Source organism: Variovorax sp. Soil_C_39 (genome assembly GCF_057656815.1).
Genome location: NZ_JBDGJQ010000005.1, coordinates 145,938 through 164,384 on the forward strand (window position 1 = coordinate 145,938; position 18,447 = coordinate 164,384).

An 18,447-nucleotide genomic window follows, 5' to 3' on the forward strand; every position below is an offset into this window, starting at 1 on the left:
CGTGACAGCGGCCATTTGGCGCCTAGATTCGGCGCCATGCCCTCCAGCAAGACCCCGTCGCGCGGGAGCCCCGATGTCCGCAAGGGCCAGGCTCCCGCCAAACTGCAGCGCGAACAGTTCCACGCGCGCTTCATGCAGCCGTTCCAGGACCCGGCGTTCCAGGCCGAGGGCGACGCGCTGCAGCGCATCGAGCACATCGCCTGGCAGGCCTACGACGAGGGGCGCAAGGCTCCCGTCACGCGCAAGGCCGGCCCCGGCTACGCGGACCCAGACTACGAGCTCTCGGTCGACTGGCTCGAGGCCAAGGCGCGCATCGATGCCGCACAGGCGGCCTGGGGCCAGCCGCAGACGCGCTCGCGCGTGCTGCTGGTGAACGGTTCGCCGCGCAACGACGGCACCTGCCCCGGCGAGATCTCCAAGACCTGGCGTCTCGTGCAGCTGGCGCGCGAAGTGCTCGAAGGCTGCGGCATCGAGGCCGACGTGCTCGACCTGAGCCTCCTTACCTCCGAGTTCGGGCGCCATATCCATCCGTGCAAGGGCTGCGTCTCGACGGCGATGCCGCTGTGCCATTGGCCCTGCAGCTGCTATCCGAACCATTCGATGCGCCAGACCGGCGACTGGATGAACGAGATCTACGAGCGCTGGGTGGCTGCTCATGGCGTGATCCTGTTCACGCCCACGCACTGGTACCAGTCGGCCAGCCCGCTCAAGCTCATGACCGACCGGCTGGTCTGCGCCGACGGCGGCAATCCCGATCCCACGAGCACCCACGGCAAAAAACCCGAGGAGGCCAAGGCGCTCGAACTCGAAGGCTGGGGCTATCCCAAGCACCTGAGCGGACGCGTCTACGGCCTGGTGGTGCACGGCGACGTCGCCGGCATCGAGAGCGTGCGCCGCAACCTGTCGGACTGGCTCGACTGGATGGGCCTCGTCGATGCCGGCGCGCTCGCCCGGCTCGACCGCTACATCGGCTACTACGCGCCCTATGCCACCAGCCACGATGCCCTAGATGCCGACGCCGATGTGCAGGAAGAGGTGCGCAACGTGGCCCGCGCCGTGGCGCTTGCGGTCGGGGAGCTTCGCTCGGGCAAGCTGCAGCCGCCCGACAGGGGACTCAAGTCACCGCGGCCCAAGTGAGCGGCGCCGCACCGGGCCGTGCCACGGACGTTCATGCTTCTTTACGCAGGCTCACGGTCGGCTCACGCGGGCGATACAGAGCGCTTCCACACTAGCTTCCATCTGCTGCCCTGTGGCGGCAGACTTCTTCGAAAGGAAGCACTCTCATGATCTCTCTTCGCCAACGCATCGTCTGGGCCAGCCTGCTCGGTTCGGCCGCCTTCGCCTCTTCGGGCGCCTTTGCGCAGAACCCGGCGGCACCCGCCACCGTGTCGAGCCCGCCCGCCGCCACGGCCCAGGCCGACGGCGGTGCCCCCAAGGCACAACACAAGCGCATGAACCGCGCCGAGCGCATCGAACGCATGCAGGCCCGTCGCGCGCAGCATCTCGCGGCGCTGAAGGAGAAGCTCAAGCTCAGCGGCGCCCAGGAAAGCGCGTGGGCCAGCTTCACGTCGGCGACGCAGCCGCCGGCCGGCGCCCGCCCGCAACGCATGGACCGCGCCGAACTCGCGAAGCTCACCACGCCCGAGCGGCTGGAGCGCATGCAGGCGCGCCATGCCGAGCGCAGCGCCAGGTTCGCGAAGCGCGCCGAAGCTATCAAGTCGTTCTATGCCGCGCTGACGCCCGACCAGCAGAAGACCTTCGACGCCGAGACGGTCCGCATGCATGCGCACAAGGGCCATCGCGGTCACCATGGCCACGCCGCGGCGCCCGCCAAGAGCTGACCGCGCCAACGAGAAAAGCCCGCGGCACTTCGTGTGCCGCGGGCTTTTTTTCTGCCGTCGGCGATGCCCCCGCTTATTTGGGCGTGCCGGTCCTGTCCGTCGGATTCGTCGGCACGTCCGGGCGCTCGCCGGTCTGGCCGAACTGGGGTTTGCTGTGACGCCCCGTCATGCTCGCCTGTGCACGCGACACGTCGCCGCTGGGTTGAGGCATCGCATTCGGCCGGCCGTTCACCACGGTGGTGGCTTCGCCCTTCGGCACCGAATTGTTGAAGTTGTTGCGGTTGTGCGCACGGGCTTCGGCCTTCACCGCTTCGCGCGACGCGGGCATGCTGCCGTCGGGGCGCTGCGGTGGATTGGCCACGCCGGCGGGCGTCTGCGTGCTGGCCTGGCCGCCGAGCGCCGGGTCCGGATGGGCGGGAATCGACGTCGTCTGCGCCATCGCGCCACCGGCCACGGCCATCAGGCCGGCCAGTGCCGTCGCTCGGAGGATTCGTTCGTTCATGGTGTGTTCCTTGGAGATGAAAGGTTGGCGATAAGCGGGCCTTTTGTACGACCCTGAATTCACCGTAGGAGGCTCTTCGCAGGCGCTGTGTCGGGGCGCGGCAGCCCGCGATGTAGGAGCGGGCCGTGGCGGCGCGAAAGGCAGCAGACCGGCCGTGAAGAAGGTGGCGCGTTCCTACAGTCAGGCGCTGTGCGGCCACGTACAACCGTAGGACCGATGTCATCCGCACCCATTCCCCTCGCCACCGCGGCGCCGACCACGCTCAAGGTCATGACGGTGAACACCCACAAGGGGTTCACCGCGCTGAACCGCAAGTTCATCCTGCCTGAGTTGCGCGATGCGGTACGCACCGTGGGTGCCGACGTGGTGTTCCTCCAGGAAGTGCTCGGCACGCATTCGCGCCACTCGCGCAAGGTGAGCAACTGGCCCGAAGCGCCCCACTACGAGTTTCTTGCCGACACGATGTGGCCGCAGTTCGCCTACGGACGCAATGCGGTGTACCCGCGCGGGCACCACGGCAATGCGGTGCTCTCGAAATTCCCGATCGTGCACTACCGCAACCACGACGTCTCCGTGGCGGGGCCCGAGAAGCGCGGCCTGCTGCACTGCGTGCTGCGCCTGCCAGGGCGCACCGTCGACGTGCACGCGATTTGCGCGCACCTCGGTCTCGCCGAGTCGCACCGGCAGCAGCAGCTCGAACTGCTCTGCCACATCGTGCGCGACGAGGTGCCGGCCGATGCGCCGCTGATCGTGGCGGGCGACTTCAACGACTGGCGCGGCCGCGCGCACCGGGTACTCGAAGCGGGTGCGTCGCTGCGCGAGGTGTTCGTGGCGGCGAACGGCGCGGCGGCGAAGACCTTTCCGTCGCGCTTTCCGCTGCTGCCGCTCGACCGCATCTACGTGCGCAACGCCGGCGTGCATGCCCCCGTGGTGCTGCCGCGCAAACCCTGGTCGCACCTGTCGGACCATGCCCCGCTCGTGGCGACGATCGACCTATGACCCGCCGAGTGACTTGCCATGAGCGATAGAGCGCGCTGGATCGGCGGCAACCGCATCGCGCTGCTCGAGAACGGCGAGGAGTTCTATCCGCGCGTGTTCGAGGCCATCCGACAGGCGAAGCGCGAGGTCATCGTCGAGACCTTCATCCTGTTCGAGGACAAGGTCGGACTCGCGCTGCATGCGGCCATGCGCACGGCGGCGCAGCGCGGCGTCAAGGTCGACCTGATGGTCGACGGTTTCGGCTCGCCCGACCTCTCGCGCGAGTTCATCGAGGAATTGAGCTCGGTCGGCGTCAAGGTGCGGATGTTCGATCCGGGCCACCGCGTCATGGGGCAACGGCTCAATGTGTTCCGCCGCATGCACCGCAAGATCGTGGTGATCGACGGCGAGACCGCCTTCGTCGGCGGCATCAACTATTCGGCCGACCATCTGCTCGACTTCGGCCCCAAGGCCAAGCAGGACTACGCGGTGGAACTCGGCGGGCCGATCGTCGCGCAGATCCACCATTTCGTGCTGCGCGCGATCGCGCTCGGCGACAAGGGGCCGCGGTGGTTCCGCCGGCGCCTCCAGCAGGCGCCGCCGGTTGCCCAAAAGCCGGTCGGCGAGGTCGAGGCCATGTTCGTCACGCGCGACAACCGCCGCCACACCAACGACATCGAGCGGCAGTACCTGGCCGCGATCCGCGCGGCGCGCCAGCGCATCGTGATCGCCAATGCGTATTTCTTTCCAGGCTACCGGGTCATCAAGGAACTGCGGCGCGCGGCGCGGCGCGGCGTGGACGTGCGGCTCATCCTGCAGGGCGAGCCCGACATGCCGATCGTCAAGACCGCCGCGAGCATGCTCTACCACCACCTGCTGCATGCGGGCGTGCAGATCCACGAGTACTGCGACCGGCCGCTGCATGCGAAGGTCGCGCTGATGGACGACCGTTGGGCCACCGTGGGGTCGAGCAACCTCGATCCGTTGAGCCTTTCGCTCAATCTCGAGGCGAACGTGATCGTGCGCGACAAGGCCTTCAACCAGCTGCTCTGGGAGCGCATGGACCGGCTCATGCGCGAGAGCTGCAAGCGCATCGGCGAAGCCGACCTCGAGGACGTATGGAGCGGCTGGCGGCTGGTGCGCAGCTTCTTCATCTTCCACTTCCTGCGCTGGTATCCGTCGTGGCTCGGCTGGCTGCCGCGGCAGGTGCCGCGGCTCACGCTGGCGGAGGCCACCGACTTGGCCGAGAAGCGCGAGGCGCAGCGTGCCGAGGCCGGCGAGGCCGGCGCCAAGCAGACGACGGAGGCGGCGTGACCCCCGCCCCCGGCGGGCACGCTCTAGGTCGCGACCGGGTCGGCGCGCAGCGCGCTTGGTGGCCGTGGCTGCGTCGCATCGGGGTTTGGGCCTTCTTCGGGCTGATCGCCTGGCTGCTCGTGAGCCAGGCGCGCTCCATCGACTGGCAGGAAGTGTTCGATGCCATGCGCGCGCTGCCCGCGACGGCGCTGCTGCTGGCCGGAGGGCTCGCGGCGAGCAGCTTCGCGGTCTACAGCACGTACGACCTGCTGGGCCGGCATCTCACGCGCCACCCGCTCGGCACCGGGACGGTGATGGGCGTGACCTTCATCAGCTACGCGTTCAACCTCAATCTCGGATCGCTCGTGGGCGGCGTGGCCTTCCGCTACCGGCTTTACTCGCGGCTCGGGCTGTCGAACGGCATCATCACGCGCGTGCTCGGCTTCAGCATGCTGACCAACTGGTTCGGCTACCTTGTGGTCGCGGGTGCCGCCTTCTGCTTCTGGCCGCTGGTGCTGCCGCCCGAATGGCGCATCGACAACATGGGCCTGCGCGTGCTCGGCGCGGTGCTGCTGGTGGTGGCGGCCGCGTACCTGCTGCTTTGCGCCGTCGCGAGCGGCCATGAACTCCGGCTGCGGCGCCATTCGTTCAAGGTGCCGACCTTCCGCATGGCGCTGCTGCAGCTTGCGCTGTCGTCACTCAATTGGTCGCTGATCGCCAGCGTGATCTGGGTCCTGCTGCAGGGCCAAGTGGCCTACCACGCGGTGCTCGCGGTGCTGCTAGTGGCGGCAGTGGCGGGCGTGGTCACGCACGTGCCTGCGGGGCTGGGCGTTCTCGAGGCCGTGTTTCTCGCGCTGCTGTCGAGCGAGGTGCCCGAGAGCCGGCTGCTCGGCGTGCTGCTGGTCTATCGCGGGCTCTACTACCTGCTGCCGCTGGCCGTGGCCACTGTCGCATACTTCGCCACCGAGCTGCGCGCCCGGCACTGGCGCAAGCGCGGCCGTCAGTCGCGTGACGGCACCAACGTGACCAGCGTGATCTCGGACGGCGCTCCGAAGCGCTTCGGCGGCCCCCAGTAGCCTGTGCCGCGGCTCACGTAGATCCACATGTCGTGCAGCCGGTGCAGCCCCGCGGTGAAGGGCTGCTGCATCGGAACGAACAGATTCCATGGAAAGAACTGGCCGCCGTGCGTGTGGCCCGAGAGCTGCAGCTGGAAGCCGGCCGTCGCTGCCGATGGCGCGCTGCGCGGCTGGTGCGCGAGCAGCACGCGCGTGTGCACCAGCGGCGGCGCGTCGAAGAGCGCAAGGTGCGGGTCGCTGGCATGCGCCGCATCGAAGTGCCCGGCGGTGAAGTCGGTCACGCCTGCGAGCACCAGCTGGCTCTCGAACAGTTCTTCGTCGGTCTGTGCGCCGCGCACGTTGCGCGTCTGCAGCACCACGTGTTCATTGAGCAGCACCTTCAGCCCGAGCCGCCGCAGCTCGTCGATCCACGCGTGCGCGCCGGCGTAGTACTCGTGGTTGCCCGTGACCACGAAGGTACCGTGCCTGGCCCGCAGCCCCGCGAGCGGCGCGATGTGCTCGCGCAGTTCGGCCACGCTGCCGTCCACCAGGTCGCCGGTGATCGCCACCGCATCGGCGCCGAGCCGGTTCACCGCATCGACGATGCGCTGGATGTAGCCGTTGCGGATCGTCGGGCCCACGTGGATGTCGCTGATCTGCGCAATCGTGAAGCCTTCGAGCGCGGCCGGCAGCCCGCGGATCGGCACCTCGACCTGCTTCACCTTCGCGGTGCGGCGGGCATTGAGAAAGCCGATCGCCGACGCCAGCGTGCCGAGCGCCAGCACCGCCAGCGCGCTCCACGGCAGCACCGCGTGCCAGGGCAGCGCGAGTCCGCCGAGCGCGCTTGCGACCCAGGCGAGCAGCAGCAGCACATCGCGTAGCAGCGTCAGCACGAAGGTCGACGAGAACCAGCCCATGCTGATGAGCCCGGTCCAACGAAGCGCCTGGCCGACGCTCGCGCTGCGCTCGGCGCGCCGCGAAACGAAAGGCAACGGGATGGTCAGCGCCGAAACGGCTAGCGCCGCCAGTGCCAAGGGCCAGGCGGGCGTGAGCATGGCCAGCGCCGGCAGCAGGCGCAGCGCCATGTAGACATGCAGGAGCGCGGTCAGGACGCTCAAGGGAGGTATCGGCATCGGGGCAATGAAGACGGGGCACTGCCCGGGATGCGGTATCTGCAAGTCGCATGCCGTGGATTCAAGGCGCCTGCGGGCGCGCCTGCAGCTATTTTTTCTATAGCGCTGGGCGCCCGGATAGCGGGCACTGACGCCCCCCGGTGCCCGATATCTTAGACGGGGGCGTGGTGCCGCGAATGCAGGAAGCGCCTACCGCGCGGCGGCCGTGGTCTGCGCGAGTGCCTGGTTTTGGGGCTCCGGCGGCAGCACCGAGGCCATGTCGAAGTTCGACGGCCACAGGAAGACCGCGCGGGCCGGCACGCCTGCGATCACGGTCAGGGTCTGCGTCAGCGTCAGGCCCCCGAGTGTGACGTTCACGTCATAGGCACCGGGATTGAGCCGCGCGAGCATGTAGGGTCCCTGCGACTGCGCCTGCATCACTGCGCGCCCGGAGTATTTTTCGCGCACTTCGACCTTCGCGCGTGCCGGGAACTGGCCTTTCTGGCTGCTCTGGTTGATGCCGAACTCGAGGGTGGCCGCCCAGCGTGGCGCCACCATCTGCATGAACGCGGCCTCGGCCTTGCTCGTGCCGCCGCACATGTATTCGACGCCGCCCTGCGCCATCCGGATAGGCGGGTTCGAGAACGCGTGGGCCGACGACGCCATCGCGCCCAGGAAGAATGCTGCTGCTGTGCCGCCCATAACCAAGGCAGCCGCAGGCCGCCGGAGACGCATAAGGTTCATTGCTTCGATGTCCTCGATCAAGGGTGACGTGAATCCGTCGAGGATTTTGCTTAGCAAGAGTCGGGCTAGACATAGCGTTTACGAGGAACGACCCTCGCCGACCGATTGAGAGCTATTGTTTTAATAGCTGGTGACGCCCGTGTGACGGGCGTTAGAACCTTTTTTGACAGCCGTCTATGTGAAAACCCTGAGACGCACGCGTCGGCCCATTTCGGGGCGCTTCAGGTGACCCGCGCCTACACCGGTGCACCGGCGTGGCGGGCGATAAGAGGAAGTCCAGACACGAAAAAGGAGCTTCCAATGAACATCGGATCGAAGATCGACGCCATCAAGGCGAAGGATGCGCAGCGTCCCGGCCTCCCCGGCGAGCACCTCGCCGCGCTCGGCGCGGGCCTGTTGCTGCTGATGACCGTGGGCCGCAGCCGTTCGCTGCCGAAACGCTTGCTGGCCGGTGCCGCCGGCGGCGCGCTGGTCGGCCGTGCGGCGAGCGGCACCGGCGGGCTGGCACGCGTGGCGCGGCTGCTGCAGGGCGGGATGGGTGTGCGCGGGGCGATGCGCATGCGCTGAGGGGTGTCGGCGCGCGGTGCGCCGACCTGACCACTCACACGTCGATATTCGCCGCCCGCAGCGCGTTCTGCTCGATGAACTCGCGCCGCGGCTCGACCTCGTCGCCCATCAGCATGGTGAACACGCGGTCGGCTTCGATCGCGTCGTCGATCTGCACGCGCAGCAGGCGCCGCACGGTCGGGTCCATGGTGGTTTCCCACAGCTGCTCGGGGTTCATCTCGCCCAGGCCCTTGTAGCGCTGGCGCGCGGTGGCGTGCTCGGCCTGGCCGATCAGCCATTTCATCGCCACGCGGAAATCGGCCACCTTCTCTTCTTTGGCACGCTCGCCCTCGCCGCGGCGCACGATGGCACCCTCGGGGCTCAGCAGGTTGCGGAAGGTGTTGGCGGCCTCGGCGAGCGCGGCGTAGTCGGCACCGTGCACGAAGTCCTGCGTGAGCACGCTGCTCTTGATGTTGCCGTGGTGGCGGCGGCTGATGCGCAGCAGCGGCTTGTCGGTGCGGGTGTCGAACTCGCTGCTCACCTCGGCCGGCACGCCGGTGGTGTTGAGTTCGCGCAGCTTGGCCTGCAGCGCGACGGCCGACGCCTCGGCCGCAGCGGTGGTGTCGAGGTCGAGCGCCACGCCGTCGGCAATGGCGCGCAGCGCTTCGGCATCCATGAAGTTGCGCAGCCGCGCGATCACGGCCTCGGCCAGCTGGTGCTTGCGCGCCAGCTCGGCCAGGGTGTCGCCGGAGAGCGTGGTCGAATTGGGCCCGCCCGTTTCGACGCTGGCATCCTTGAGCGCGACCTTGAGCAGGAAGGCGTCGAGCGCGGGGCCGTCCTTCAGGTATTGCTCTTCCTTGCCGACCTTCACCTTGTAGAGCGGCGGCTGCGCGATGTAGATGTGGCCGCGCTCGACCAGCTCGGGCATCTGCCGGTAGAAAAACGTGAGCAGCAGCGTGCGGATGTGGGCGCCGTCGACGTCGGCGTCGGTCATGATGATGATGCGGTGGTAGCGCAGCTTGGCGACGTTGAAGTCGTCGGCCCCGCCGCCTGCACTGCTGCCGCCCGCGCGGCCGATGCCGGTGCCCAGAGCGGTGATCATGGTGAGGATTTCGTTGCTGGTGAGCAGCTTCTCGTAGCGCGCCTTCTCGACGTTCAGGATCTTGCCGCGCAGCGGCAGGATGGCCTGGAACTTCCGGTCACGGCCCTGCTTGGCGGAGCCGCCGGCGGAGTCGCCCTCCACCAGGTAGACCTCGCACAGCGCCGGGTCCTTCTCCTGGCAGTCGGCCAGCTTGCCCGGCAGGCCCATGCCGTCGAGCACGCCCTTGCGGCGTGTCATTTCGCGGGCCTTGCGCGCGGCTTCGCGGGCACGGGCCGCTTCGATGATCTTGCCGCAGATGGTCTTGGCGTCGCTCGGGCGCTCCTGCAGGTAGTCGGTGAGCAGGCGCCCGACGATGTCCTCGACCGGCGCGCGCACTTCGCTCGACACCAGCTTGTCCTTGGTCTGGCTCGAGAACTTGGGCTCGGGCACCTTCACGCTCAGCACGCAGCACAGGCCCTCGCGCATGTCGTCGCCGGTGACCTCGACCTTCGCTTTCTTGGCGAATTCGTTTTCTTCGATGTACTTGTTGATGACGCGCGTCATCGCCGCGCGCAGCCCGGTGAGGTGGGTGCCGCCGTCGCGCTGCGGAATGTTGTTGGTGAAGCACAGCACCTGCTCGTTGTAGCCGCTGTTCCACTGCATGGCGACTTCGACGCCGATGTGCGTGCCCGGGATGCCGCCGTAGGTGTCGGCCGGCTTCTCGCCCATGGCGTAGAAGACGTTCGGGTGCAGGACGGTCTTGCCCTTGTTGATGAAGTCGACGAAGCCCTTGACGCCGCCGGCGCCAGAGAAATCGTCTTCCTTGCCGCTGCGCTCGTCCTTCAGGCGGATGCGCACGCCGTTGTTCAGGAAGCTCAGCTCGCGCAGCCGCTTCGAGAGGATCTCGTAGTGGAAGTCGGCGTTCTCCTTGAAGATCTGGGCGTCGGGCAGGAAATGCACCTCGGTGCCGCGCTTGTCGGTTTCGCCGATGACCTTCATGGGCGAGACCTCGACGCCGCTCACCGTCTCGAGCAGCCGGTTCTGCACGAACCCGCGGCTGAACTCGAGCTCGTGGATCTTGCCTTCGCGCCGCACCACCAGGCGCAGCATCACGCTCAGCGCGTTCACGCAGCTCACGCCCACGCCGTGCAGGCCGCCCGAGACCTTGTAGCTGTTCTGGTTGAACTTGCCGCCCGCGTGCAGTTCGGTCAGCGCGATCTCGGCCGCCGAGCGCTTGGGCTCGTGCTTGTCGTCCATCTTCACGCCGGTGGGAATGCCGCGGCCGTTGTCGGTGACGGAGATCGAGTTGTCGGAGTGGATGGTCACGACGATGTCGTCGCAGTGCCCCGCGAGCGCCTCGTCGATCGAGTTGTCGACCACTTCGAACACCAGGTGGTGCAGGCCCGTGCCGTCGGAGGTGTCGCCGATGTACATGCCGGGGCGCTTGCGCACGGCCTCCAGCCCCTCGAGGATCGTGATCGAGCCTTCGCCGTAGCTGTTGTCGGCGGGCGTGATCTCGATCGGCACCGCACCCTCGATTTCGGGCGTGTAGACCGGTTCGGTGTGGGGTACTTCGGGCTTGTTGTCTTCTGCACTCATTCGGATATTCCTCTGTCGCTCACGGCATTCACGGGATGTTTCGGGCTCGGGGAGCCTGTTTTTCCTGCCTCTTGAAAGCGCAAACCCGCGGAGGGCCGCGGGCTGTCTGCGCAAGGCGCTGTGTTTTCTTTTCGTCTAGATCCGCATCGGCATCACGACGTACTTGAAGGATGCGTTCTCGGGGATGGTCAGGAGCGCCGAGCTGTTCGAGTCGGCGAGGTCCAGCTTGACCATGTCCTGGCCCATGTTGGTGAGCGCGTCGATCAGGTAGGTCACGTTGAAGCCGATCTCGATGCTGTCGCCGCCGTAGTCGATGTCGAGCTCGTCCTGCGCCTCTTCCTGCTCGGCGTTGTTCGACGCGATGCGCAGCGTGCCCGGCTCGATGTTGAGGCGCACGCCCTTGAACTTCTCGCTCGTCAGGATCGCGGTGCGCTGCAGGCTCGCGAGCAGCGGCGCGCGGCCCAGCGTGACGCTGTTCTTGTGGTTCTTCGGGATCACGCGGTTGTAGTCGGGGAACTTGCCTTCGACCAGCTTGGTGACGAACTCCATGCCGCCGAAGCTGAACTTGGCCTGGTTGTTCGCGAACTGCATCTCGATGGCGCCTTCGGCGTCGGACAGCAGGCGCTGCATCTCGAGCACGGTCTTGCGCGGCAGAATCACCTCCTGGCGGGGCACTTCGACATCGAGCGTGGCCGACGAGAACGCCAGCCGGTGGCCGTCGGTGGCCACCAGGCTCAGCTGCTTGCCTTCGGCGACGAACAGGATGCCGTTGAGGTAGTAGCGGATGTCGTGCACCGCCATTGCGAACGACACTTGCGAGAGCAGGTCCTTGAGCGTCTTCTGGGGCACGCTGAAGACGGGACCGAAGTTGGCGGCTTCCTGCACCAGCGGAAAGTCCTCGGCCGGCAACGACTGCAGCGTGAAGCGGCTCTTGCCGCCCTTGAGCACCAGCTTGCTCGCGCTCGACTCGAGGCTCACGGTCTGGTCGGCCGGCATGGTGCGCAGGATGTCGATCAGCTTGCGCGCGCCGATGGTGGTGGTGAAGTTGCCTTCGTCGCCGCCGAGTTCGGCCGTGGTGCGGATCTGGATCTCGAGGTCGCTGGTGGTCAGCTGGATCTGGCCGCCGGTCTTGCGGATCAGCACGTTGGCGAGGATCGGCAGCGTGTGGCGCCGCTCCACGATGCCCGCCACCGACTGCAGCGCGGCAAGGACCTTGTCCTGGGTTGCCTTCAAAACGATCATGTCTTCTTCCTCTTCTCTTTTATCTCTTCGAATCCGCTGAAGGTGCCATTCTCCGCTGTCGCGAGGCGCCGTTTCGGCCATTCCGATGACATTCGCGTGTCAGCCCTTGAGCGTCTGCTCGAGCACGTGGAGCTGCTGGTTGAGCTCGGTGAGCTGCTGGCGCTCGCCCGAGATCTTGCGCACCGCGTGCAGCACCGTCGTGTGGTCGCGCCCGCCGAACAGCTCGCCGATTTCCGGCAGGCTTTTCTGGGTGAGCTCCTTGGCCAGGTACATCGCGATCTGCCGCGGCCGCGCGATGCTGGCCGGGCGCTTCTTGCTGTACATGTCGGCGACCTTGATCTTGTAGTAGTCGGCCACCGTCTTCTGGATGTTTTCGACCGAGATCTGCCGGTTCTGGATGGACAGCAAGTCGCGCAGCGCCTCGCGCGCCAGGGCGATCGAGATCTCCTTCTGGTTGAAGCGGGAGTACGCAAGGATCTTGCGCAGTGCGCCTTCGAGCTCGCGCACGTTCGAGCGCACGTTCTTGGCGACGAAGAAGGCCACTTCCTCGGGCATCTCGGCCGATTCGGCGCGCGCCTTGTTGATCAGGATCGCGACGCGCATCTCGAGTTCGGGCGGCTCGATGGCCACGGTCAGGCCCGAATCGAAACGCGAGACCAGCCGCTCGTGGATGTCGGCCAGGCCCTTCGGATAGGTGTCGCTGGTCATCACGATGTGCGACTTCTTGGCCAGCAGCGCCTCGAACGCGTTGAAGAATTCTTCCTGCGTGCGGTCCTTGTTGGCGAAGAACTGCACGTCGTCGATCAGCAGCAGGTCGAGCGAGTGGTAGCGTTCCTTGAACTCGTCGAAGGTCTTGCGCTGGTAGGCCTTGACCACATCCGAGACGAACTGTTCGGCGTGGATGTAGAGAACTTTGGAATCGGGCCGGTCGGCCAGCAGCCGGTTGCCCACCGCATGCATCAGGTGGGTCTTGCCCAGCCCCACGCCGCCATAGATGAACAGTGGGTTGTACAGGTGACCCGGCATGCCGGCCACGTGCATGGCCGCGGCGCGCGCCATGCGGTTGGCTGTGCCCTCGACCAGCGTGTCGAAGGTCAGGCCCGAGTTGAGGCGGTTCTTGAAGCCGGCAGCGGCCGGCTCCTCGCCGGGGCCGGCGACGTCGCGGGGCACATCGGTTTCGGCCAGCACCGCGACCGGTACAGAACGCACGGGCGCCTCGCGCGGAGCAAGCGCTAACTCTACCGTGACAGGCTGGCCGTACATCTTCTCGGCCATGGCGGCGATCTTGCCGGCGTACTGGGCCCGGATCCAGTCGAGCTTGAAGCGGTTTGCCACAAACACCGTCATGCGCGAGAGATCGTCCGCGACCTGCGCCGTCAGGGGCTTGATCCAGGTGTTGAATTGCTGCTCGGACAGCTCTTGGGCGAGCTGGTCGACACAGGCCTGCCAGAGGCTTTCACCGATGCCGTCAGTCGACATGGGTGCTTGTAAAAGTAGTGCGTCCCTCGTCCATTTTTTGGTATATGTATTGTGGATATTCTCTGCTGCAAGCGGCCTGCATTCTAACTTGTCAAAACCTTATCCACACCCCTGGAAGGGCACATAAAGGCCCGCAATCCTGCTGGAAGTTTGGCGGCGCGCCGAATGTTTGCGATAATTTCGGGTTTCCCTGAAAACCTTGTTGCGTTCTTCGGGGAGCCTTCGAACCCGGTTCGATACAAGAGTCGAATAACGCTCCCAGCGCCCGCATGACTGCTGCGGCCTTCCAGGCCCGGCGGGGATACTGCGGATCTCGGGGGCACCAGCAGGAAATCTCATCATGAAACGCACTTACCAAGCTTCCAAAGTCCGCCGCGCCCGTACCCACGGCTTCCTGGTCCGCATGAAGACCCGCGGCGGCCGTGCCGTCATCAACGCACGCCGCGCCAAGGGCCGCAAGCGCCTGGCCGTCTGACGACAGCCGATCCCCTGCCGTTGCCAGCAGCCGAACCGCCCGCGCCAGCTCCCGCAGCCAGCGTTCCCGGCGCGTCCGGCCCGGCTTCCATGCAGCGGCTCAAGACCCGCGCGCAGTTCCAGGCCGTCCTCGCAGGTGCAACCGTGGCGCGCACCGCGCATTTCGCATTACATCGCTGCGCGCTCGACACCACGTCGAGCGCGCAGCCCTTGTTTGCGTCCGACGATGTCTGGCTCGGGGCCATGGTGCCCAAGCGCTGGGCGCGTCGCGCGGTCACGCGCAACGCGATCAAGCGGCAGATCTATGCCGTGAGCGCCACGCACGGCGGCGGCCTGCCGCATGCCGCCCATGTGGTGCGCCTGCGCGCAGCCTTCGATCGCAAGGAATTCGTGAGCGCCACCTCGGACCGGCTCAAGGCCGCCGTGCGTGCCGAGCTGCAGCAGTTGCTGGCGCGCGCCGCACGCCCCGCTCCGGCGCCATCGCGATGATGAAGCGCCTGCTGATCGCGCTCGTGAAGGGCTACCGCCTGCTGCTGAGCCCCTGGCTCGGCCAGTCGTGCCGCTTCGCGCCGACCTGCTCGGTCTATTCGATCGAGGCGCTCGAGGTCCACGGTGCCTGGAAAGGCAGCTACCTGACCCTGTACCGCATTGCGCGTTGCCAGCCCTGGTGCCAGGGCGGGCACGATCCGGTTCCACCGAAATCACAGCGTCGCACTGAGCGGTCAGGCTCGCTGTTTTCGTCTCTTCTCTCCTCCGACAAGAAGTCTTCGTCATGAACGATATACGCCGCACGATCCTGTGGGTGATCTTTGGTTTCTCGCTGGTGCTGCTGTGGGACCAGTGGCAGGTCTTCAACGGCAACAAGCCGACCTTCCTGCCTTCGACCAAGCCGGCCGCCGTGGCCGCCAACACCCCTGCCGACGCCGCACCCGGCGCCGGCAGCAGCGTGCCAGCTGCCGCCGCCCCCGGGGGCGCCGGTGCCGTGCCCACGCAGACCGCGCCGGCGGCGCCGCGCGAGCAGGTCAGCGTGACGACCGACCTGTTCAAGGCGGTGATCGACAGCGAGGGCGCTACGGTCAACCACCTCGAGCTGCTGCAGTACGAGGAAACGGAAGGCAGCAGCAAGCACGTCGTGCTGTTCGACAGCAGCTCGCCGGCCACGCGCTACGTGGCCCAGACCGGCCTTTTGAACCAGGCCGGGAGCGAGCGCTTCCCGAACCACCTGACGCCGATGACGTCGAAGGCCGGCCCGCGCGAGATGGCGCCTGGTCAGGACACGCTCGAGGTGAGCTTCGAAAGCGAGCCCGCCGGCGGCCTCAAGTACGTCAAGACCTATGTTTTTCGGCGCGGCGACTACGCGATCCGCGTGCGCCATGAGGTCGTCAACGTGAGCGACCAGCCGCGCGACGCGCAGCTCTACCTGCAGCTGCTGCGCCACGGCACCGTGGCCTCGAGCACGATGTTCGGCACCAACACTTTCACCGGTCCGGCAGCCTACACCGAAGAGAAGAAGTTCCATAAGCTCGACTTCGCGGACATCACGAAGAACAAGGTCGAGCCGCCGCCTGCCGCGAACGACGGATGGATCGCAATGGTCCAGCACTACTTCGTCTCGGCCTGGCTGCTCAAGGGCGACCCAGCCAGCGAACAGCTGCGGCGCGAATTCCGCGTCAAGGACCTGGGCAACAACCTCTACACCGTCGCGATGGTGGCCACGCTGCCGAAGATCGACCCGGGCCAGACCCAGGTCGTCAACACGGCGCTGTTCGCCGGCCCCGAGGAAGAGCAGAAGCTCGAGGCGATCGCGCCGGGCCTCGACCTCGTCAAGGACTACGGCATCTTCGCGATCATCTCCAAGCCGCTGTACTGGCTGCTGTACCAGCTGCACGGCATCCTGGGCAACTGGGGCTGGGCGATCGTGGCGCTGGTGGTGCTGCTGAAGGCGGCCTTCTACTGGCTCAATGCCAAGGCCTACGCGAGCATGGCCAAGATGAAGGCCGTTAACCCGAAGATCATGGAAATGCGCGAGCGGCTCAAGGACAAGCCGCAGGAGATGCAGCAGGAAATGATGCGGATCTACAAGACCGAGAAGGTCAACCCGATGGGTGGCTGCTTCCCGATCCTGATCCAGATCCCGGTGTTCATCGCGCTCTACTGGGTGCTGCTCTCGTCGGTCGAGATGCGCCATGCGCCCTGGATCGGCTGGATCACCGACCTGTCGGCGCCCGACCCCTGGTACATCCTGCCGATCGTGATGACGCTCACTTCGCTGTTCCAGACCTGGCTCAACCCGACGCCGCCCGATCCGATGCAGGCCAAGCTGATGTGGATCATGCCGCTCGCGTTCAGCGTGATGTTCATCTTCTTCCCGGCCGGCTTGGTGCTGTACTGGATCACGAACAACGTGCTGTCGATCGCGCAGCAGTGGTTCATCAACAAGCGCCTGGGCGTGCTCGGCAAGTAGCCGCACAGCGCCCCAGCCATCCCCGAAGGGCCGCGCAAGCGGCCCTTTTTTGCTGAAAGAATCCACCCATGCTCGCCCGCACCACCGATCCCATCGCCGCCATCGCCACCGCCCCGGGGCGCGGGGCGGTGGGCATCGTGCGCGTGTCGGGTGTACGGCTGGCGCCGCTGGTCGATGCGATCTGCGGCCGCCCGCTCAAGCCGCGCGAGGCGACCTACCTGCCGTTCCGCGATGCCGAGGGGGCGCCGATCGACCATGGGCTGGCCATCCACTTCCCGTCGCCGGCCTCCTTCACCGGCGAGGACGTGCTCGAGCTCCAGGCGCACGGCGGCGCGGTGGTGCTGCAGCTGCTGCTGGCGCGCTGCCTCGAGGCCGCGGCCGAACCCGATCCGGTCACTGGCCGCCCCCGCCTGCCCGGGCTGCGCGTGGCCGAGCCTGGCGAGTTCAGCCAGCGCGCCTTTCTCAACGGCAAGATCGATCTCGCGCAGGCCGAGGCCATTGCCGACCTGATCGACGCCAGCACCGAGGCGGCCGCGCGCAGCGCCGGGCGCTCGCTGTCGGGCGCCTTCTCGCGTGAGATCCATGTGCTGCGCGATGCGCTGATCCACCTGCGCATGCTGGTCGAGGCCACGCTCGACTTTCCCGAGGAAGAGATCGACTTTCTCCAGAAGGCCGATGCCGCCGGCCAGCTTGCCGCGCTGCAGGCGCAACTGGCGGCGGTGCAGCAGCGTGCGCGCCAGGGCGCGCTGCTGCGCGAGGGCATCAAGGTGGTGATCGCCGGCCAACCCAATGCGGGCAAGAGCTCGCTGCTCAACGCGCTGGCGGGCGCCGAACTCGCGATCGTGAGCGCGGTCGCCGGCACCACGCGCGACGTGGTGTCGCAGACCATCCAGATCCACGGCGTGCCGCTGCATGTGGCCGACACCGCGGGCCTGCGCGAGAGCAGCGACGAGGTCGAGCAGATCGGCGTGGCGCGTGCCTGGGGCCAGATCGAGAGCGCCGATGCGGTGCTCTTCCTGCACGACCTGACGCGCGCGGACCAGCCGGCGCACGCTGCCGCCGACGCCGACATCCTTCGCCTGCTGCAGCAGAAGCTGCCCGCCAGCGTGCCGGTGCTGCACGTCTGGAACAAGCAGGACGCCGCGTCGTCCGCAGCGGCCCCGCCGGAAGGCCTCGCGCTGTCGGCCAAGACCGGCCTCGGCATCGAGGCGCTGCGCGAGCAGCTGCTGGCGCTGGCCGGCTGGCAGGCGGTGCCCGAAGGCACCTACCTCGCGCGCGCACGCCATGTGCAGGCTCTGGTCCGGGTCGAGGGCCATCTCGCACTGGCTGCCGACCACCTGGCGGCGCGGGCCCAGTCGCTCGACCTGCTCGCCGAGGAGCTGCGCCTGGCGCAGAACGCGCTCAACGAGATCACCGGCGAATTCGGCGCGGACGATCTGCTGGGCGTCATCTTTTCGCGCTTCTGCATCGGCAAATAGCGATCCGGGTCGCGAAAACCTCACGACATGTGATCGAAACCCGCGTCCTTCGCCGATACTCCGGCGCAAAGATCCGGGGGTTGAGGAACACATGTCCATCCAGAACCTGAGCCGCGCCATTGCGGACAACAACAGCAGCGACGCCTTTGCGCTCACGCTCAACGTGCAGCAGTGGGAAACGCTCGCAGGCTACCTGCAGCCGATCGACACCGCGGTCGGCGACATCCTGATCGAACAGGGCACGCACGACCGCTCGGTGTACTTCGTCGAGAGCGGCGCGATCAGCGTGCACCGCGTGAGCAGCAAGGAGCAGATGAAGCTCGCCGTTCTCATGTCAGGCGCGGTCGTCGGCGAGGGCTCGTTCTTCTCGCGCGAGCCCCATCCGGCCAACGTGGTGGTCACCGGTGCGGGGCGCGTCTGGCGCCTCACGGCGATCCGCTTCGCCGAGATGTCGAACCGCCAGCCGAACCTGGCGCTCGAGATCGCGATGGGGCTCGGTGCGGTGATCGCCAAGCGCATGGCGCACCGGTCCAAGCGCGTCGCGGTGACCTGAGCGGGT

The 18,447-nt window shown here is 67.1% G+C and carries 18 protein-coding genes; 12 read left to right on the plus strand and 6 right to left on the minus strand.

The window, feature by feature from the left end; genetic code table 11:
• Window positions 1–36 precede the first annotated feature (36 nt).
• The gene (locus tag AC3A6J_RS14945) at window positions 37–1,137 is read left to right on the plus strand and encodes a flavodoxin family protein (RefSeq protein ID WP_487860745.1); all 1,101 of its coding nucleotides are present in this window, start codon (window positions 37–39) and stop codon (window positions 1,135–1,137) included.
• Between the two features lie 146 nt (window positions 1,138–1,283).
• A complete protein-coding gene (locus AC3A6J_RS14950; protein WP_487860746.1) occupies window positions 1,284–1,841 on the plus strand; it encodes a Spy/CpxP family protein refolding chaperone in 558 nt (185 codons plus the stop codon).
• A gap of 73 nt (window positions 1,842–1,914) precedes the next feature.
• Here the strand turns inward: AC3A6J_RS14950 and AC3A6J_RS14955 are convergent, their stop codons facing one another.
• Entirely contained in the window at window positions 1,915–2,343 is a 429-nt protein-coding gene (locus AC3A6J_RS14955) for a serine/threonine protein kinase (protein ID WP_487860747.1), read from the minus strand.
• A gap of 216 nt (window positions 2,344–2,559) precedes the next feature.
• On the opposite strand from AC3A6J_RS14955, the gene AC3A6J_RS14960 reads away from it, so the two are divergent.
• From AC3A6J_RS14960 to AC3A6J_RS14970, 3 genes are read left to right on the plus strand one after another with little or no spacing between them, the layout of a single operon-like run.
• The gene (locus tag AC3A6J_RS14960) at window positions 2,560–3,342 is read left to right on the plus strand and encodes an endonuclease/exonuclease/phosphatase family protein (protein ID WP_487860748.1); all 783 of its coding nucleotides are present in this window, start codon (window positions 2,560–2,562) and stop codon (window positions 3,340–3,342) included.
• A gap of 18 nt (window positions 3,343–3,360) precedes the next feature.
• The gene (gene clsB / locus AC3A6J_RS14965; protein WP_487860749.1) at window positions 3,361–4,635 is read left to right on the plus strand and encodes a cardiolipin synthase ClsB; all 1,275 of its coding nucleotides are present in this window, start codon (window positions 3,361–3,363) and stop codon (window positions 4,633–4,635) included.
• The gene (locus AC3A6J_RS14970; RefSeq protein ID WP_487860750.1) at window positions 4,632–5,690 is read left to right on the plus strand and encodes a lysylphosphatidylglycerol synthase domain-containing protein; all 1,059 of its coding nucleotides are present in this window, start codon (window positions 4,632–4,634) and stop codon (window positions 5,688–5,690) included. The genes clsB and AC3A6J_RS14970 overlap by 4 nt, the downstream gene beginning before the upstream one ends.
• Here AC3A6J_RS14970 and AC3A6J_RS14975 read toward each other — a convergent pair.
• Together AC3A6J_RS14975 and AC3A6J_RS14980 are read right to left on the minus strand one after the other, a co-directional pair.
• Entirely contained in the window at window positions 5,615–6,802 is a 1,188-nt protein-coding gene (locus AC3A6J_RS14975; protein WP_487860751.1) for a metallophosphoesterase, read from the minus strand. The two genes, AC3A6J_RS14970 and AC3A6J_RS14975, sit on opposite strands and share 76 nt — an antisense overlap.
• A gap of 189 nt (window positions 6,803–6,991) precedes the next feature.
• Window positions 6,992–7,546 carry a hypothetical protein gene (locus tag AC3A6J_RS14980; RefSeq protein ID WP_487860752.1) on the minus strand — a complete coding sequence of 185 codons (555 nt, stop codon included), beginning with the start codon at window positions 7,544–7,546 and terminating at the stop codon, window positions 6,992–6,994.
• Between the two features lie 279 nt (window positions 7,547–7,825).
• On the opposite strand from AC3A6J_RS14980, the gene AC3A6J_RS14985 reads away from it, so the two are divergent.
• On the plus strand, window positions 7,826–8,092 hold the full coding sequence (locus AC3A6J_RS14985; RefSeq protein WP_487860753.1) for a hypothetical protein: 267 nt from the start codon (window positions 7,826–7,828) through the stop codon (window positions 8,090–8,092).
• Window positions 8,093–8,126: 34 nt separating this feature from the next.
• Here the strand turns inward: AC3A6J_RS14985 and gyrB are convergent, their stop codons facing one another.
• From gyrB to dnaA, 3 genes are all read right to left on the minus strand, one after another.
• Window positions 8,127–10,751 carry a DNA topoisomerase (ATP-hydrolyzing) subunit B gene (gene gyrB, locus AC3A6J_RS14990; protein ID WP_487860754.1) on the minus strand — a complete coding sequence of 875 codons (2,625 nt, stop codon included), beginning with the start codon at window positions 10,749–10,751 and terminating at the stop codon, window positions 8,127–8,129.
• A 135-nt stretch (window positions 10,752–10,886) separates the two neighbouring features.
• On the minus strand, window positions 10,887–11,993 hold the full coding sequence (dnaN, locus tag AC3A6J_RS14995) for a DNA polymerase III subunit beta (RefSeq protein WP_487860755.1): 1,107 nt from the start codon (window positions 11,991–11,993) through the stop codon (window positions 10,887–10,889).
• A gap of 99 nt (window positions 11,994–12,092) precedes the next feature.
• On the minus strand, window positions 12,093–13,472 hold the full coding sequence (dnaA, locus tag AC3A6J_RS15000; protein WP_487860756.1) for a chromosomal replication initiator protein DnaA: 1,380 nt from the start codon (window positions 13,470–13,472) through the stop codon (window positions 12,093–12,095).
• A gap of 340 nt (window positions 13,473–13,812) precedes the next feature.
• Between dnaA and rpmH the strand changes: the two genes are divergently transcribed.
• From rpmH to AC3A6J_RS15030, 6 genes are all read left to right on the plus strand, one after another.
• Window positions 13,813–13,947 (plus strand): 50S ribosomal protein L34, encoded by a 135-nt coding sequence (gene rpmH / locus AC3A6J_RS15005; RefSeq protein ID WP_007834827.1) that lies wholly within the window; start codon window positions 13,813–13,815, stop codon window positions 13,945–13,947.
• An 89-nt stretch (window positions 13,948–14,036) separates the two neighbouring features.
• Window positions 14,037–14,435 carry a ribonuclease P protein component gene (locus tag AC3A6J_RS15010; RefSeq protein ID WP_487860757.1) on the plus strand — a complete coding sequence of 133 codons (399 nt, stop codon included), beginning with the start codon at window positions 14,037–14,039 and terminating at the stop codon, window positions 14,433–14,435.
• Entirely contained in the window at window positions 14,435–14,722 is a 288-nt protein-coding gene (yidD, locus tag AC3A6J_RS15015; RefSeq protein ID WP_487860758.1) for a membrane protein insertion efficiency factor YidD, read from the plus strand. Before AC3A6J_RS15010 ends, yidD begins: the two co-directional genes overlap by 1 nt.
• Complete coding sequence (yidC, locus tag AC3A6J_RS15020; RefSeq protein ID WP_487860759.1) at window positions 14,719–16,410, plus strand: membrane protein insertase YidC; 1,692 nt, start codon at window positions 14,719–14,721, stop codon at window positions 16,408–16,410. The genes yidD and yidC overlap by 4 nt, the downstream gene beginning before the upstream one ends.
• A gap of 68 nt (window positions 16,411–16,478) precedes the next feature.
• Window positions 16,479–17,888, plus strand: coding sequence for a tRNA uridine-5-carboxymethylaminomethyl(34) synthesis GTPase MnmE (gene mnmE, locus AC3A6J_RS15025; RefSeq protein WP_487860760.1), 1,410 nt, complete (start codon window positions 16,479–16,481; stop codon window positions 17,886–17,888).
• A 91-nt stretch (window positions 17,889–17,979) separates the two neighbouring features.
• Window positions 17,980–18,441, plus strand: coding sequence for a Crp/Fnr family transcriptional regulator (locus AC3A6J_RS15030; RefSeq protein ID WP_487860761.1), 462 nt, complete (start codon window positions 17,980–17,982; stop codon window positions 18,439–18,441).
• Window positions 18,442–18,447 lie beyond the last annotated feature (6 nt).

What these genes read in the sequence shown, in the direction of transcription:
- AC3A6J_RS14945 (WP_487860745.1), top strand. Translation starts at nt 37, where the DNA reads ATGCCCTCCAGCAAGACCCCGTCGCGCGGGAGCCCCGATGTCCGCAAG.
- AC3A6J_RS15010 (WP_487860757.1), top strand. Translation starts at nt 14,037, where the DNA reads ATGCAGCGGCTCAAGACCCGCGCGCAGTTCCAGGCCGTCCTCGCAGGT.
- AC3A6J_RS14985 (WP_487860753.1), top strand. Translation starts at nt 7,826, where the DNA reads ATGAACATCGGATCGAAGATCGACGCCATCAAGGCGAAGGATGCGCAG.
- yidC (WP_487860759.1), top strand. Translation starts at nt 14,719, where the DNA reads ATGAACGATATACGCCGCACGATCCTGTGGGTGATCTTTGGTTTCTCG.
- AC3A6J_RS14960 (WP_487860748.1), top strand. Translation starts at nt 2,560, where the DNA reads ATGTCATCCGCACCCATTCCCCTCGCCACCGCGGCGCCGACCACGCTC.
- AC3A6J_RS14955 (WP_487860747.1), bottom strand. Translation starts at nt 2,343, where the DNA reads ATGAACGAACGAATCCTCCGAGCGACGGCACTGGCCGGCCTGATGGCC.
- gyrB (WP_487860754.1), bottom strand. Translation starts at nt 10,751, where the DNA reads ATGAGTGCAGAAGACAACAAGCCCGAAGTACCCCACACCGAACCGGTC.
- AC3A6J_RS14950 (WP_487860746.1), top strand. Translation starts at nt 1,284, where the DNA reads ATGATCTCTCTTCGCCAACGCATCGTCTGGGCCAGCCTGCTCGGTTCG.
- yidD (WP_487860758.1), top strand. Translation starts at nt 14,435, where the DNA reads ATGAAGCGCCTGCTGATCGCGCTCGTGAAGGGCTACCGCCTGCTGCTG.
- clsB (WP_487860749.1), top strand. Translation starts at nt 3,361, where the DNA reads ATGAGCGATAGAGCGCGCTGGATCGGCGGCAACCGCATCGCGCTGCTC.
- mnmE (WP_487860760.1), top strand. Translation starts at nt 16,479, where the DNA reads ATGCTCGCCCGCACCACCGATCCCATCGCCGCCATCGCCACCGCCCCG.
- AC3A6J_RS14975 (WP_487860751.1), bottom strand. Translation starts at nt 6,802, where the DNA reads ATGCCGATACCTCCCTTGAGCGTCCTGACCGCGCTCCTGCATGTCTAC.
- dnaN (WP_487860755.1), bottom strand. Translation starts at nt 11,993, where the DNA reads ATGATCGTTTTGAAGGCAACCCAGGACAAGGTCCTTGCCGCGCTGCAG.
- rpmH (WP_007834827.1), top strand. Translation starts at nt 13,813, where the DNA reads ATGAAACGCACTTACCAAGCTTCCAAAGTCCGCCGCGCCCGTACCCAC.
- AC3A6J_RS15030 (WP_487860761.1), top strand. Translation starts at nt 17,980, where the DNA reads ATGTCCATCCAGAACCTGAGCCGCGCCATTGCGGACAACAACAGCAGC.
- dnaA (WP_487860756.1), bottom strand. Translation starts at nt 13,472, where the DNA reads ATGTCGACTGACGGCATCGGTGAAAGCCTCTGGCAGGCCTGTGTCGAC.